2 protein-coding genes are annotated in these 17,290 nt (G+C 71.6%); both read right to left on the bottom strand.

Annotated features, from left to right (window positions below):
• Window positions 1–41: 41 nt before the first annotated feature.
• On the bottom strand, window positions 42–545 hold the full coding sequence (locus MUY22_RS30925; protein ID WP_247050449.1) for a type VII secretion system-associated protein: 504 nt from the start codon (window positions 543–545) through the stop codon (window positions 42–44).
• The gene (locus MUY22_RS30920; protein ID WP_247050446.1) at window positions 535–17,271 is read right to left on the bottom strand and encodes a hypothetical protein; all 16,737 of its coding nucleotides are present in this window, start codon (window positions 17,269–17,271) and stop codon (window positions 535–537) included. The genes MUY22_RS30925 and MUY22_RS30920 overlap by 11 nt, the downstream gene beginning before the upstream one ends.
• Window positions 17,272–17,290 lie beyond the last annotated feature (19 nt).

Genomic DNA, 17,290 nt, shown 5'->3' with positions numbered 1-17,290 from the left:
GACCTAGTGTCCCTCGATGTGGCATTCACGGACTTCGGGCGTTACGGGCGCGAGAGGTCCTGGACCGTCTCCGCCGACAGGCGGGTGCAGCCGACCGCGCCCGGGTTGAGCAGCAGGTCCGTGCCCGGGCGGTCCGCCAGCAGCGCCGCCAGCTCCCCCGCGTCCACCGCTCGCCAGCCCGCCGTCCGGACCCGGTGGCGGTGGGCGGGCGCCGTCGCCACCAGCAGGCACGGGACGCCGTCGGGCGACGGTGCCGTCAAGGGCGCGCCCGACGCGTCCAGCGCCACCGCCGTCTCGACCTGGCGGAACACCGACGCCACCTGGGCGAACTCCGCGTCACCCACGGCCAGCAGCCGCAGAACCGCGTCCAGCGGGTCCGCCGGGCTGTCCGGGCCCGACGGCACGTACTCCGGGTTCGGCTCGAAGTCGCCGATCGAGCCGTCCGCCGCGGCCGGCCAGCCGCCGACCACGTGGGTCCGGTCGGGCGCCGACGGCTCCGGGGGCCACGCCGGGTCGACCAGCAGCACCCACTTCTCAGCCGTCATCACGCACCCCTCCCACCGCGGCCGTCAACCGGGCCGATCGTTCCGACGCCGCCTTCTCCTGTTCCTGATAGCGTCGCACGCCCTCCGCGATCCGCCACCGGTAGAGCCACGCGAGGTTCGTGACCCGGAACCGCCGCATCAGCCACAGCGCGCGCCGCGTGGGCTCGGGGTCGTCCACCGCGCCGCGCACCGCTTCGCGCATGACCCCGATCGGCAGATCCCCCTCGGCCAGTTCCCGGACCACCGCCGCGACCGCGCCGGCCCGCGTCTCGACGTCCGGCGACGCCAGGACGGCGTCCATCGCGACGGTCACCAGCCCCGGCCGCAACGCTCCGTGCCGGACCAGGGCGTCGATGGCGTCCGCGGCGGCGCCGACGTCCAGGCCGCCGGCCACCCGGGCCGCGATCTCCAGGACGTCGTCCCGGCCGACGACGGTGTCCGTGACGCCGTGCAGCTGCAGCAACGCGAACTCCTCGGCCAGCCCGGCCACGGCCGCGGCGTCGGCCGGACTCAACGCGCCATCGATCACGAAAGGCGCCGCACCCGGCGGAGTCACCGCGATCAGTTCACTTTGGACATCAGCCATCAGCTCATCCGGAACAACGGGCGCGGGCAAGCCGTCGCCGAGACGCTCCACAATAGACTCGGCAATCGAACGAGGCGTGTCCACAACAGAGGCACCCGGAACCAAAGGTCGATACACCAAGCCGTCCCGCCACTCGCCCTTGCCCACACCCGGGAAGAAGTCCGGGATGGACGGTCCGACCGGCCGCCACTTCCCGGATGCCGGATCGAACCGCCGGTCGACGACGTGCGTGACCGCAGCGAACTCCGGCGACGTCGCAACCTGAGCCAGCACCGACGTCCACAGCAGACCGGGGTTCTCGTGCGACTCCACGGCGTCCGCGACACTGTCCAAACGCAACACCGGCAGCCCCGAGCGCAGCCGCCCGACGATCTCCCCGACCGCCGGGTCGATCCGCAGCCGCGTCGAAGCGAAAGAGATCTCGACGTGCCCGCCGTCGCCACCACGGATCTTCACCGGGACGCGAGCCAGGACGTCGTGCGCGAGGGCCTCGCCGAGGTGCCCGGCCAGGGCCTTCGCGACCGAACCGGCGCCGGTGCCGGTGACGCTGATCGCGGGCAACGGACCGTCGCCGGTGTCGGCCACGAGCACCGCCCGCGCGAGTTCACGCGCACCGGCGGCCAGGCCGGTGTCCCGGTGCCCGAGATGCCGGTCGACGACCGCGCGGACGACGTCGGGCTGTTCGTGCTGCGCCAGCACCGACGCGGGATCGCGCAGCGCCAAGGTCGTCGCGACGGCTTCCCGCACGACCTCGAGAGTCCGCGCGCGATCGGCCAGCGGCACCAGTCCCGAGGCGGGCTCCGGACGCGCGTACTGCCAGTCCTTGCCCAGCGCCTCGGCCAGTTCTTCGACGACGGCGCCGGTGTCGACGGGCTTCCCGAACGTCGTCCAATGCCCGCCGCGGACGACGGCCGTGAACGCGTCGTCGGTGGCGCCGAACAGCGGCGCCGACGGCTCGTCGCCGTCGCGGCGGTTGGCGAGCACCGAGTCCGTGGCGGCGTGCACCGGCAGGCCGGAAGCCGCGTGGAAGTCGAAAGCGACCCCACCCGGTCCGGGACGGCGGCCGGCCGCGCACGGGAAGAGCGTCACCGATTCCGGTCGCGCGGAACCAAAGGAGGACGTCACCAACCGGGCCAGGGTGGCCCCGTCGACGAACACCGCGCGACGCTCACCGTCGACCTCGGCGAAGACCTTGGCGCGGGTCTCTTCACCGTGCCCGGTGACGAGGAACGTCTTCCCCCGCGCGAGTTCGTCGGCCCACGGCGCGCGGACCAGCACGCCGCCCTGCCCCGGTCCGCGACCGCGCAACGACGGCTGCGCGCCCGACGCGAACTCGCGCATCTCGTCCGGCGCGGCCTCCACGATGAGGTTCTCGCCGGTGGTCTGCGACAGCCAGGCCTGCACCTTCGCCGCCTCGTCCGGCTCGAGGAAACTGACCCCGCGAACCTCGCCCGACGCGTCCCGCAACAAAGTCGCCGTGGGCGCGTCGAACTCGACCGTCGTCCCCGGTTGATCGGCCAGTTCTCCCCTGAACCGCTCGCCGAAGGTCGCGAAGTGCCCGCCGTCGGTCACGGTCGTGAAGCCGCGGGTGGCGCCGGTCGCCTGGCCCAGGGTCGCCGACGGGCGGCCGAACAGCGCCGGCTCGGTCGGCGCGTGCACCTGCAGCGGGCCGCCCAGCTCGGTCAGCGCCCGCTGGAAGTCGTGAGCGACGCCGCCCGGGCCGTCGAGCTTGCCGGTGGCGCACGCGATGAGCGTGATCGACGGCCGCGCGGACCCGGCCGCCTGCGCGAACGGCTTCGACGCGGCGAGGATCTTCGCGAACGACGCGCCGTCGACGCGCACGGTCCGCCCGCCCAGCAGCGTGAGCTTCACCGACTGCGGCCGGCCGTGCGCCATGACGAACAGCGTGCCCGGGTCCCACGGCGCGGGGCTCTGCGACGCCCACTCGCCGAACGCGCGGCCGTCGAGGTCCGGCTTCGCGCCGTTCTCCCGGGCGTCACGCAGCAGCGGCGCGGTCCGCTCCGGCGTCGCGCCTTCGGGCAGGGAACCGACGGTGTCGGAGTGGTCGTCCGCCCAGTCGCGTTCGATGTCGGCGGTGTGCTCGGCGGCGGGCAGGAACGACACCGCGACGACCCGGCCGGACCGGTCGGTGACCGGGCGGGCCTCGATCTGGGAGACGTCGAAGTCGTACGGCAGGCCGGTCCCGGTGTCGACGCCGGTGACGGTGTCCTGCGCCAGTACGGCGTCCACTGTGGATGGATCGAACGCGTCCACCTGCCGGTCCAGCTCGCGCTTGGCGTCCCACCACGCCTGCCGGGCTTCATCGGCCTGACGGCGAGCTTCGACGACCTCGTCGAGCGCGGCGTCCCGGCGGGAGATCTGGTCGGCGCGGTCGTTGCGGTGGTCGTCGAGCACGGCGGCGAGCCGTTCGGCCCGGTCCTGCGCCGCACCGCGTGTCCGGGTCAGTTCCGGCTGCGCGGCCCGGATCGCGGCCGCGTCCTCCAGGGCCTTCCCGTGCGTGGCGAGGAAACCCCGCTGCTCGTCGGAGCCGGGTTCGGCGGCCCCGGCCAGGGTGAGCGCCTGGTCGGCGACGTCGTTCAGGCGCGAGATCTCCGCGTTGCCCGCGCGCAGCCGCGCCCCGGCGTCACGCGCGTCGGTCTCCGCCGCCGCCAGTGCGTCCCGCAGGGCCTGGATGACGTCGGTCGAGGTGTCGACGCCGAGCGCCGGGCCGTCTTCGGTCAATCGACGCGCGCCTTCGCGTTGGTCGAGCCACCGGTCGTCGGCACCGCGTTGCGCCTGGGCGACCGCCTGTTCGGCGGTGCGCCACGCCTCGGCGGCGTCCTTCACCGCGTCCTGGGCCCGGCTCAGCGTGTCCGGCAGCTTCGCCTTCAGGAACGCTTCGACATCGGCGTCGGTCATCCGCACCAGCGCCGACGACGGCACCTTCACCTCGACCGCCGCGGTCCGCCCGCCGCCGAGGTCGGCGACCACGCGGTACTCGACGTCGAAGCCGACCAGCCCGGTGCGGCCCTTCGGCTTGCCGGTCACCGACCGGTCGCCGGCGGACGTCGACGACGTCGGGTCGGTGCTCGCGTCGGGCGAGCGGGTGTCGAGGCCGCCCCACGAGTGCGCGTTCTGCCCGGGGTCGGTGACCCCGCCGCCGCCGAGGTTGTGCTGCTGCTCGGAACTCGACGAGGCCTTGGCCTCGCCGGTGAAGGTCGCCGTCTCGGTCGCCGAGTGCTCCAGTTTCACGCTGTCGCTCAGCCCGGCGAGCTTCGGGTTGACGACCCGCGCGTAGACCTTGACCGTGCCGTGGCCGTTGCGCAGCACGGCGGCTTCGTGCAGCTCAGGGACGTCGAGCGGGCCCTTGACCAGGTCGGGCAGGTTCGCCTGGAGCATCTCGTTGGTGACGGCGGACGCGAGCGTGGTGTTGCCGATCAGGCCGTCACGCGCGCCGGCGGTCCGCAGGGCCTGCCGGGCGGCCGCGCGCACCTCGGCGGCACCGCGCAGGCCCTCGGTCGTCGCCGACGCCGGCAGCGCGCCGTGCCCGCCGTCCTGCCAGGTCTTCAGGTCGGCGTCGGTGAAGGTCTTGACGTTGGTCGCCGCCGCGTTGTGGTCCTTCGGCGCGGCCCCGGTGGTGATCTTCTGGTCGTCGGCGGCCGCCCGGACGACGAGGTCGGTGTCCTGCGAGGTGACCGGGAACGTCCTGTCGCCGCGCGTGACGACCAGGTCGAACGTCACCTTCGCCCGGTACCGCACCGCGGGCCCGCTCGAGGACGCCGTCTTCGACGTCGTCTTCGTGCCGGTGGCGGTCGTCTGGTCGGTCTTGGTGCGGGTCCCGGACACTCCCTTGTAGACACCGTCGTAACCGCTGACCTTCGCGTGGCTGTCGGTGAAGAGGCCGCGCCCGGCGCCGCGGAACTGGCCGCCGTAGGACGAGCCGTGGCCCGCGTTCTCCTTGGCCGTCGCGGTCGCGCTGACGGCGTGGTCGATCTCGCTGCCGTCGTGCGCCACGTCCAGGAACTCGGTCTCGGTGACGCGGGCCTTGAGCAGCACCTGGTAGGTGTCGGTGGTGACGACGCCCGGGTCGTGCAGGACGAGCGGCACGCCGCCGTCGAGCGCACCATCCACAAGGGACGTGACGCTCTCCGGTGACGCCGCGTCCAGCATCCGCTGCAGGTTGTTCATCGAGTCGTCCAAAACGGACTTCGGCAGCAGCCGGTCGCCGGTCTTGCCGAGGGTCGCGCGCGCATCCCGGATGAGTCCACTGAGGTCCGGCGCGTCCTCGACGACGGCCGCGCCCAGCGCACTCGACGTGCCGCCGACCAGGGCGGGCGCGGTGAGCGTGCCGGGCGCCGGGGTGCGCGGCTCGACCGACGGGAGCAGGCCCTGCTCGCGGGCCTGGTCCTCGGTCATCCGGACGAACACCGCGCCCGGCAGCTTCACGTCGGCCCCGGCCCGCGACTTGCCGCCGTTGACCACGCTCTCCTGCCGCGTCTCGGCGACGAGCCGCACGTCGGCGTCGTACTGCACCAGCACGGTCCGGCTGTCGGACGGCGCGCGGCGGACGTGGTCGACGCTCGCGCTCAGCTCGGCCGACGTGCCCTTCGTGCGGCTCCACGGGCTCCACTTGGCCGAGGTGTACAGCTGACCTTGGCCGTGCGGGTCGCTGCCGTCGGCCCGGATGGTCATGCCGAACTGGGCGTTCGCCTCGACGGCCTGCTTGCGGGACTTCTCGTACCCCGCTTTGGTACCGCCGGCGAACGTCGTGTCGCTGCCGCCCGCTTCGGAGGTCATGACGAGCTTCGGGTTGCTCAGCTCGACGTTCATCCCGAGCCCGCCGACGCGGTCGGCGACGCGACGTTCGTAGCGGAACCCGCCCGAGCGCGCACCCTGACGAAGGAACCGCGGGAGGCCGGAGCGGAACGTCTGCGGCGAGAACATCCGGTCGATCCGCTTGCGGGCCTCGCCGCCGGGCAGGCCGAGGACGCCGTCGCCGCCCGCGGCGCGGCCGAGCTGCCGGACCGCTTCGTCACGCAGGGCTTCAGTGTTCGCGACGGCTTCGACGTGCAGGAACTTCGGCGCGGGCGGCCGGTCGGCCCCGAGCAGGGCGTCGAGTTTGGGCGCGGTCTCCAGGTCGACGGCCGTGGGTTTGCCGGGCGCGAACCGCGTCGGATCCGTCTTCGGCGCCGAGCCGTCGCTGACCCAGAGGTCGACCTGACCGGCGATCTTCGGCAGGCCGTCGCCGGTCTTGGCCACTATGGACACTCGCGGCGTCTGGCGGAACGGCGATCCCGGCGTCAGCTTCTTCACCCACGGGCGGTGGCGGGTGTGGCTGGTGATCTCGACCTCGAACTCGACGTCGTGCTCGAACACCTGCGCGTCCGGGCTGCCGCCGATACCGGTGGTGGTCGTGGTGGTGGGGCCGCCGGAGTTCTTCCAGGTCGTGGTGTCGGAGTACTGCACCGGCGTGACGGTCGGGCTGATGCCGAGCGACGTCAGCGGCGTCGTCTTCGGGATCATCATCCGGCCTTCGAGCCCGACACTCCAGCCCTTCTCCGTCGTCGTGCTGCTGCTCAAGGTGGGCGACGTCGCGGTGCTGCCCTTGACCGACCGGCCGGTGGCCTGCCCGAGGTGCCGGCCCGGCGACAGCTTCGCCTTGACCGTGACGCTCAGGTACTCGTCGGTGAACAGGCCGCGCCGCTTGAGCTGCGTCGACACGCCCGGCCCGAGCAGATCGTCCATTTTGGACCGTAGCGCGGCCGGCGAGAAGGTCGCGGTGATCTTGCGGAGGTTGCCCAGCCGTTCGGCGGTGTCGGCGCCGGAGCCCTTCGAGACGTCGCGCTGGAGCTTGTCGAAGCGCGGCAGGAACTTCGCGAAGCCCGGGCGTTCGCGCAGGGTGTTCTCGATCTGGGCCTGGACCTTCGTCGCGGGAGTGAAGGTGCCCGCGCGGACGTGCCCAGCCGCCGCGGCCGCGGCGAGGTACGGCGGCTCGAACCGCTTCTCCCCCGGCGTGACCTTGTCGCGCGTGCCGTCCGGCACCGGCAGGCCCTGCGCCTTCGCCTCCGGCAGTCCCATCCGGACATACGCGGTGGCCGGCACCGTGATGGTCTCGCCGCTCGACGTCGTCACCGCGAGGTCCACGGTCACCTTGTAGAGTCCGATGTCCCCCTTGGCGTTCAGGTTGGTCTTGGTGGTGACGCTCGTGCCGCTCTGCGACGTCTGCGTGACCTTGGCCGACGCGCTCGCGCTGACGCCGGCGACCCCGCCGACGGCGCCGGGGATGTAGGCCCCGCCGCCGAAGATCCCGTTGACGTCACCGCCGGACTTCGAGGCCGCCGACGTGCTCCCACCGGCGACGGCGGAGTCCGTGAGCTTCACCTCGGAGTCGCCGGGCACGGTGCCGAGCAGCTCGACGCCGGTCGGCTTGGCTCGCAGCTCGACGGCCTCGCGGTAGGAGCCGTGCGGGCTGGCCAGGTCGTTCGACACCACCGGTGAGCCGGACAGCGCGGTGCCGAGCACCTGCCGCAGGCCGCCACCGCTGACGAACTCGCGCAGCGCCGAGCGGCCCGGCGCGCCGAACTTCGTCACCGACGGGTGCAGTTTGCCGCTGACCTGGTCGAAGAACGCCTGCTCGTCGAGGAGCACGGCTTCCGGCGCGAGGAACTCGACGCGCTCGGCCCAGTCGTCGCGCGGGGTGGCGTCCTTGGTTTCGTGGGTCTCCAGGCCGGCGAGATCGGTGGGCACCAGGAGCCGGACGCTGCCGTCCACTTCGGACCCGGTCTGCCCGCCGGTCTGGGTGGTCACGGTGATCCGGTACTTCACCGGGACGTCGGCGTTCCGCAGGTCACCGGCCGAGCGGATGACCCGCTGCTCGGTGCCGGTGCTGGTCGAGGTGTGCTCGACGGCGGGCGACGCGAGCTGCGCCGACGCGCCGACCGAGGCATAAGGCCCGGCGGGGAACAGCCAGAACACCGACGTCCCGACGCTGCCCGTCGTCGTGTCGGCGTTCGGGTCGCCGTGCGTGGTCTCGTGCTTGTTCGTGACGTCGCCGGCCGCGGGCGTCGCGTCGGTGATCTGGTCCGCGGCGACGGAGGCCAGGTCCGGTTCGGCCTGGACGCGGACCTCGAACCACTTCTCCCCCACCCGCACCATCGACGCCTTGCCCGCGCCGAGGAACGACTCGAAGCCGCCGCCCTTGAGCGAACCGGTGATGGCGTCGACACCCTCGGGCCGGCCGTCGGCCAGCGGGCTCAGCAGCTGCTCGATCCGCGTGCCGACCTCGTCGGCGCCGCGGACGTCGACCGGGGCGAGGGCGCCGAGCGCGCGGCCGTCGCGCGCGTACTCCGGCAGCCGGGCCCGGAGCGGCCGGGTGTCGGGCGCGTCGTCGACCAGGACGTCGTCGCGGTGCGCCGGGTCCCAGCCGGCGATGAGCCGGTCGAAGAACTCAGCGCGCTGCGGGGCGTGCTGCCGCAGGTGATCCGGGTCCATGAAGTAGTACTTGGCCGTCTCGGCCATGTCCTCGTGGACGTTGGTCGCGCCGTACTTGCTGATCGGGCGTTCGCCGGCGAACGCCGGGTAGCCGTCGGCGTCCCAGTGTCCGGTGTGGACGTTGAACTCGGCCTGGCTTCCCTTCACCGCCTTGAAGATCCGCTCGGCGGCCTTGCCGGACAGCTCGTTCTCGAGCCGGGTGAAGACGTCCGGGTGGGCTTCGGTCAGCCCGTTCACGAACTCCGAGCGGCGCGGCGAGCGCGTCGCGAATCCACTCGGGTCCAGCAGGTGGGACTTGAGGGCGGCCTTGAAGTCGGCGACGTCGTCGCGGATCTTGGGGTCGGCCGGCGGTTCGCCGCCGGGCTCGCGGTGCGGCGAGCCGTCGGCGTTCCAGCTGCCGACGTGCTTGCTGTAGTCGTCGAGGGCGTAGGAGAGCAGGCCGTGGGCGAGTTCGTGGGTGACCGTGCCCTCGATGCCGCGGTGGCCGCCGCCGAACTCCCTGTTGATCACGCCCATCGCGTAGAGGTTCACGGTCCCGTGCGAGGCGAGGTACTCCGCGCGGGCCGTCGGCGCGATCTGGCCGCGTTCGACGCCGAACGACACGGCCGCGAAGTGCCGGACCTCCTGCTCGGCGTGCGCGCGGCTCGAGTGCGCCCGGCGCTCACCGAGGATCGGGGCGTAGTGCTTCAGGGCGTCGTCGATCGCGCGCGTCTCGTTTTCGCTGAACTCACGCGGCTTGACGCGGGCCAGCACGGTCGGCTTGGCCTGCGGGTTCGTGTCGTGGACGGCGCGGACGCCGCGGGCCGGGTCGCGGTCGGTGCCGTCGGGGCCAGGATCGGTGTCCCCCACCAGCACGGTGCCGTCGTGCACCGCGTCGTCGAACAGCTTCGCCAGTTCCTGGTACTTCTGCTCGTACGGCGTCTTCCCGCCGTCGCGGGGGTCGTTCGAGTAGGCGAACCGGTGCTCGCCGGGGACCCGGACGTGGTCGCCACCCTCGACGGCCAGGCCGGTCAGCTTGTCGTAGCCGTCCTGGACCTCGCCGGTGGTGTCGTTGACGAACTTCGCCTGCGGGCTGTAGGAGGAGAAGTCCGCCTGGTAGTACTGGTGGAACTCGCGGAACAGGTCGCGCACGTCGGACGCGTTCGGCGTGCGGCCGTCCGGCGTCTTGGCCCTGTGGGCGAGAGCTTTGACGAACGTGTGAACGTCCGTTGCGGACACACCCATGTCGCGGAAGTAGAAGCCGAACGGGTCGGAGTCGACGAACGCCCGCGCGATCTCGAAGTCGCGCTTGGACGCCCAGAGTCCTTCGTGGCGGTTCATGTGCTGGACCGCGCCGCGGTGTTCCGGCTCGCGGTCGTGGCTGACCTGGGCGTCGCCGTACTGGTTCTTGGAGTTCACCTTGTCCGCGTCGTGGAACAGGATCGCCTTCGCGATCGCGTCCCGCGACACGAACCGGCCGGCGTCCGGCTGCCCCTGGGTCAGGGTGAGGTACTGGTTGAGCACCATCTGGGCGTGCTCGCCGAAGGTGTTCGGCTTCGTCTGGCCCGGCGCGCGGTCCGGGCGGCCGTCGGCCTGCGGCTTGACGGTCTCGGCGAACTTGCGCGCCAGCGTGCCGCCGGAGTCCACATCGGACACAAGCTGGTCGACGATCTTCTTGGCGGACTCCGGTTTCGGGTCCGCCAGCGCGTCCTCGATCGTCGAAGCCAGGGCGTGACCCGCGGTCTGGTGCCGGGCGAACACGGCCGGATCGTTCTTCTGGGTGTAGCCGCGGGTGTGCTCGGCCTGCCAGCGGCCGAACTCGTTCGCGAACGGCGTGCCGTCGATGCCGTCGTCGGTCAGGTCGGTTTCGCGGGTGTCGAAGTCGGCCTTGATCCGGCGTTCGTCGGTGGCGATGGCCGAGCCGATCTCGGCCTGGGTCGCGAAGTCGGGCAGCCGGTCCATGAAGGCGTCGGCGTCTTCGTGGGTGACGGGGTCGAACCGGGCGTTGTGCAGCAGGTCCGGGTCGCGGACCTCCGGGCCGACGGCGTTCGCGAGGTTCTTCCGGAAACCGGGGTCGGCGAGCTTGCCCGCGTTCTTGCGGCCGAGTTCCTTGGCGAGGGCGTCGGCGACGTCGTTCTGCTTGGCCTGGAAGTGGGCGCGCAGGGCGTCGGCGTCAAGGCCGACCAACGACGTCTTCGTGACCGGGTGCATCGCCTTCGGGACGACCTGGGCCTTGAGCTGCGCGGCGAAGACGTCCGGAGCGATGGTGACACCCGGCTTGGCGAGCAGCTTCTTGAGGCCGGCGTTCTTGCCGAGGTCGTCGGCGATCCCCTTGGTGAACGCCTCGGCGCGCGGACCGCTGAGGTAGCCGCGTTTGCCCTGCTTGAGGCCGTCGAGCTGGGTGCCCCGGGTGCCCTTGAGCGCGTCGAAGTGCTCGCGGACGGTCTGGTGGACGATCTTCGCGACGTCCGGTCCGAACGTCCCGGTGTCGCCGAGTTCGCTGGTCAGCCGGTCGGTGACGGCCTTGGTGACGACGTCCGCGGCCTTCGCCGCCACCTGCGGGTCGGTGGTCATCGCGGCGCGGATGTTGTCGAGGGTGTCACGCCGGGCGTCGCCCATCGCCTCGGCCAGGACCTGGTTCGGCAGCTTCAGGCTGTCCTTGACCTCGCCGAGAACGGCGTCCTTCAGCTCCTTCGAACCCACGGGGACGCCGTCGGGAGCGTGCTGCCGGACGGCCGTGTCGATCGCCGCGCCGATCCCGTCGGAGAGCTGCCCGACGGTGGCGCGCCCGGGGCCGTGGGTGTTGAGGAAGACGTTCATGTCCTCGGTGCGGCGCGCCTTGCTGTCCGGGCTCGCGTGCCCGGTGACGTCCGGGATGCTGTCGCCGGCCGGGGTGAAGAACAGGTCGGGCGAGTTCTTCCAGGTGTGGTAGTGGTTTCCGAGCGTCCGGGCGAGGCCGCGCAGCGCGGCGGGGTCGTTGCGGAAGTACTTGCGGCCGTCCGGCGTCCAGCTGAACCACGGGTCGTTCTCGCGCCCGAGGGCGGCGGAGTCGAAGTCCGGGCTGATGCCGAGCCGGTGGTAGAGGTCGGCGAGGTCCTCCTGCCGGCCCGCGACGTCGGGCATCTGCCGGTCGTGCCCGCCCGGGGTGTACGTGACGAGCGAGCCCTTGAGCGCTTGCTGCTGGAGCGCGTCGAAGTCTTTGCCCCGCAAGCCGAACTGGTTGGTGTCGCCGTTCTGGTCGACGTTCATCGAGAGGCTGTTGCCCTGGGAGTGCGCCTCGACGGTGGCCTGCTCGCTGACCTTCGTGAACGTGTCGAGCGGCACGAGGAACGACCGCAGGACCGGCTGCATCCCGGGTTTGCGGTTGACGTCGTGCTCGTACTTCGCCGTCCACTGTAGAGCCCGCAAGGGCCGTCCGCCGCCGACCCAGAAGACTTTCGAACCCTCTTTGCCGTCACCGCTGAACGGATGGACGTGGCCGTCGGCGTCCTGATGAACGTCCTTGAACTCCGAGCCGCGCGCGGCCGGCGTCAGGATCGCGGTGTAGAGACGGACGTGGTGCTGCCCCTTGACCGTCTCGATCTCGAACTCGCCACGGTGCACGACCTTGCGGCCTTCTTCCGTGCGCAGCACGGTCGAGCCGGGATAGCTCACATGTGGACGTCCGATGTGGACGTTTTCCTTGGTACCGAGATAAGCAGGCTTCCCGTCCACAGTGGTCTGGATGATGTGGACCGGGCGGCCGGTCTCCGGGCCATGACTGGTCCAGTTTCCCCGGCTGTCGAGCACGTGGACGTGAACATCGGCGGCCTCGGCGAGCGTGTCGAGGTTCGTTTCGTTCTTGTTGCCATCGAGAGCGGCAGTGATCCGGGCGTGCTCGTTGGGCGCGTTGTCGGACAGACTGGCGGCGACGGCCTCACGGAAGTTGTCGTGCGGCGTGTCCCCGCCGACGAGCACGGGATCCATGCCGTGCACGCCGAGAACGGTGTGCTGCGGCGGCGGCAGAACACGTCGATCGAGCACCTGCCCGGAATGCGGATCGTCCACGGTCACCGTGTTGACGGTGATGGGCGCCCTGGCCGGACTGTGGTGATTCGACGGCGACTTCGCTTGCCCTGACGGGGGTTCGGAACGCGGGGTGAACGTGACGCCGGGGTCGCCGAGATGATGGTCGTGAATCGTCGCGGTGTCGGAGATCTCCTGGATCTTGGCGAGGTTCTGCTCGGTGAGCGTCGAGTCGGCCCAGGCGTCCGGCCCCATCACGCCGGGCTGGTCGTCGCGGTGGAACAGCAGCCGATCGTCGTGGTAGCCCTCGCCGAGGCCGAGGTAGTGCATGACCTCGTGGGTGAGCCCGGTCTTGGCGTCGTGGACATCCCAGTGGGTCTGATCGGTCGGCCGGGCTCCATCCACTGTGGAGTCGTGCACGTCGACCGGCACGCCGCGGCCGCGGTCACTCTGCCAGTCGCCGTCGACCGGCCCTTGCGGAGTCCGGACGTCGACGGTGACGTGCAGCTGGTCGCCACCGGGCAGGCGGTTGCCCTGGTTGACGGTGGCGTCGAGGTGCTTTTGGAGGTCCTTCGCGAGCTGGGCGCGGGCTTCGGGCGTCACCGAGCCGGAGTTCGAGGTCAGGTCGAGCGGGACGGTGAAGTCCTGGACCCAGCCACCATCCTCGGTCTCGTAGCGGCGGACGTCGTAGCGAATCTGGGTGATGGTGCCGTCGAGTTCGCCGTCCTTGAGGCCGTCGCCTTCGAACTGCTGCGAGATGGACTTGGCAGGATCAAAGCGCTCGGAGACCAGCCGTGCAGGCGGAGCGGAGTCCCGACGGCGGGTGTCGGTTGTCTTCTTGGTCTCCGATGTGGACTGTCCGACGTGGACCTTCGGCGGTGCGTGGGACGGGCTCTGGTGGCCGGTCGGCGCAGGCAGATTGACGGCATTCTCGGCCCCTGGATCGCCGTTCGCACTGATGACCGGGTTCTTCGCGCCATCCTTGGTGGCCGCACCCGCTTCGGACGTGACAAAGCGGGGCACAGAATCAGTCTTGATCGCCGAGGGCGGCACAACCGGGCGAGGCTGCGCCGTGCCGGCACCACTCTTGCTCGCACCGGGACCTACATCGCTCGGCCCAGTCCCGGTCACCGACCGGAGACCACCCTTGGTAGGCCCGGTCTCAAAACCGGCCTTGGCCGACCCGACCCCGAGGGCCGGCCGCGGACCGTCCTTGGCCGTCCCGGTCACCGCCCCACCCGGCTCAGCCCCGACGACCGGCTCGGGAACAGGCTTGACACTCCCCATCGCCGAGGCCGGGTCGACACCGGTCTTGGCCGATCCTGTCGCCGCGGGGCCGGCATTCGCCGGTCCATTCCCGGTGACCGGCCGGGCATCGCCCTCGACCGGTCCAGAGCCCGTGATCGACCCGGAGTCGACCTTCGCCGGTCCATTCCCACTGACCGGCCGGACATCACCCTCGACCGGTCCAGAGCCAGTCGTCGACTCGGGCTTGACCGGCCCGGCGGCCGCCGTCGGATGTGCATCGGCCTTCACCGGTCCAGGACCGGTTGACGGGTTGGGGCTGCTCTGGGCCGGCCCGGTTCCCGTAGCCGGCTCGGAGCTGGTCTGGGCCGTCCCAGACCCGGGACCGACCTCGGCAGCTCCGACATCGGGGGTCGGGTGGGCGTTGGCCGCGGAAACACCGTCGGTCGCCGGTCCGGTGTTCGGCTGTTGAAGGCTTGATGTGAGGCCCGGCGTCGGCGAGCCTGCCGCAGCCACCCCGCCGATGCTTCCCGCCACCGACGGCGGCGCGGGTGTGGAGGAATGAGCGTCCGGTGGGGTGAGTCCCGGCAGTCCGCTTTCGGTGGTGGTCGGGCGCCCGTGCGAAGGACCGGGTGCGGGATTGCCGCCCGCGGTGTTGTTCACCCCGGTTCTGGGCGTGCCGGCTCCTGGCGGGTTTGATGTCGTACTGGAGGCGTTGCTCCCCGGGCTGCCCGTGGCGGAGGAGTTCGTGCCGGTGCTTCCGGTACCGGGAGCGCTGAAATTCGAGTTGCCGTTCGCGGACATGGTGGTGCCAGTGCCACTCGTACCCGGAGCACCGAAACGTGAATTGTCGGTCGCGGACAGGTTCGTGCCGGTACCACTCGTACCCAGTCCGGAACCGGGAGCACCGTAGCTGCCCGTGGCAGGCAGGTTCGTGCCTGCGCTGTTAGCACCCGGGCCGGTACCGGAAGCGGTGATACCCGAGTTGCCGGTGGTTGCCGGGGTAGTACCTGCGCTGTTCGCGTCCGGGCCGCTACCGGGAGCGGAGATACTCGAGTTGCCCGTGGCCGGCGGGTTCGTGCCCGCGCTGTTCGCACCCGGGCCGGAAGCGGTGATACCCGAATTGCCGGTGGTTGCCGGGGTAGCACCTGCGCTGTTCGCGTCCGGGCCGCTACCGGGAGCGGTGATACCCGAGTTGCCCGTGGCCGGCGAGCTCGGGCCTGCGCTGTTCGTACCCAGGCCGGTACCGGAAGCGGTGATACCCGAATTGCCGGTCGCTCCGGTACCGGCGGACGTGCCCGGCCCCGTGGCACCCGGGTCGGTGGCAGTCTGCGGTGCCGTGCTCGAAGTGCCGTTCTGGTCTTGCGAGCCACTGCCGCCGGTGCTGCCCGGGGCTTCGACGGGCGTCACCGCGCTGGAACCGTTCGGGCCCAGGCCGGACGGGTTGCCCGTAACCGGGTTCACCGAACCGTTTGTGCTGGTGCCCGTGTTCTGGCCGGCACCGGTTGCTTGGCTCGTCGAGCCGGTGCCGGTCGTACCGGGTCCTTGGCCCACAGAGCCGGTGCCCGTTCCTTGACTGGCGGCGGGGGCGGGCCCTGGGGAAGGTGCGGTCGCACCCTGCTCGACCGCACCTTCCGTACCCGGGCCGGAACCGCCCGGCGCCGACGGGACGCCCGTGCCGGAGCCCACCACTCCGGTCGAGCCCGGGCCGCCCGGCGAGGTGCCGGAACCGGACGAGCCCACACCCCCGGACGGCCCAGAACCACCCGTCTCCGCACCGGTACCCGTCGAGTCCGTTCCGGTTCCCACACCCGAACCGCTCGTGCCGACGCCGGAATCGGACCCGCCCGCTCCCTGCCCCACCCCGGCTGAGCCGGACGCACCTGGACCGGAGCCGATCCCACCCGAACCGGCCTGACCCGGGTTGGCGCCGGCCCCACTCGCGCTGGACTGATCCGAACCCGCGCCGGTCGAGCCAGGTTGACCCGAACCCGCACCAGCCGTACCGAGCTGACCCGAACCCGCATCGGACGAACCGAGCTGACCAGCCCCAGAGCCGATCCCACCCGCGCCGGCACCTGCTCCGCTCGAACCAGGCGCACCGGAACCGGTATCGGCTCCAGGACCGGAGCCTGTCCCACTCGAAGGAGACGCACCCATCCCCGCCGAACCAGTCCCCGCTCCGCCGGTACCAGGCGCACCCGAACCGGACCCGCCGGTTCCGGTACCCGTCCCTCCCGGAGCGGGGCCACCGACACCAACCGCACCCGGGCTGTTCCCGGACCCGCCCGAACCAGAGCCGCCCGTCCCGGAACCGGCCCCGCCCAGAGCCGGGCCGCCTGTCCCCGAACCCGCCCCGCCCGAACCCGGACCACCCGTCCCGCCCGAACCCGGACCACCCGAACCCGGACCGCCGCTTCCCGAACCGGACCCACCGGAACCCGAGCCCGGCGCCGGCGGTGCGTCGATCGGACCGATGTTCCCCTTGTCGAACCCCACGTCCCCGACGTCCTTGGGCCCAGCCCCTTCAGCCCCCGGCCCGCCCCCGGTCAGCTTGTCGTGCAGCGACTCCCCCGCGTGGTGCGCCCCGTGCGTCGCCGCGCCGCTCAAGCCGCCGTTCAGCGCGCCCCAGCCCAGGCTGTCCAGGTCGCCGCCGAAGGCTGCCGCTCCCGTCAGGCCGACCACCACCTCCGTCGCGGCCTCGTTTCCCGCCTCGCCCCAGACGTTCTTCGAGAACTTCGTGCCGAACTTGCCGTCGACCTTGCCGAGACCGTTGCCCGCCACGTGTGCGAACGCGCCGCCGACCGCGCCCAGTGCCGCCGACTGGCCGATCGACTTCCAGTCGAACCCGTTGCGGTTGCCCTGCGCGATCTGGATGAACTGCGCCAGCATGTCTTCCGCGACCTCTTCGGCCGCCTCCTGCGCCGCCTCGCGGGCGATGCGGGCCAGCAGGCTCGTCAGGCGCTGGACGAGCGTGCGCTGCACCGTCACCACCGCGGTCCGGCCGGCCGCCATGATCTCCGGGACCAGCGGCGCCGTGAACGGGTTCGTCAACGCCCACAACACTTCCGCGGCCGTCACGGCGATCGAGATCAGCATGCCGTACTTGGCGTTCTCGACGTTCAACGCTTGCTCTCGCAGCGACGCCGCCTGCGCCCGCGCGCGCTGGACGTAGTCCGCGCCCAACGTGCTCAGGTTGCGCGAGAAGTCCGAGAAGTTCTGCTGGACGTCGCCGCCGACGTTCGCCGTCACGTGCTGCGACAGCTGGTTGAAACCCTGGCCCGCCGCCGCGATGTCGCGCGCGACCTGGTCCCACTCCGCGGCCAGCTCGCGCAGCTTGTCCTCGTCGCCCTGCGGCCAGGCGTCACCCGCGATGATGTAGAAGATCCAGTTCAGGCTGGGATCCACCATCAGGCTCATCGCGAGCAACCTCCCCGGA

Origin of the sequence: Amycolatopsis sp. WQ 127309 (assembly GCF_023023025.1) — a bacterium.
In the GTDB taxonomy this organism is placed as follows: domain Bacteria; phylum Actinomycetota; class Actinomycetes; order Mycobacteriales; family Pseudonocardiaceae; genus Amycolatopsis.
The sequence above is the reverse complement of the archived record's forward strand: the minus strand, read 5'-3'. Positions and strand labels throughout refer to the sequence as shown.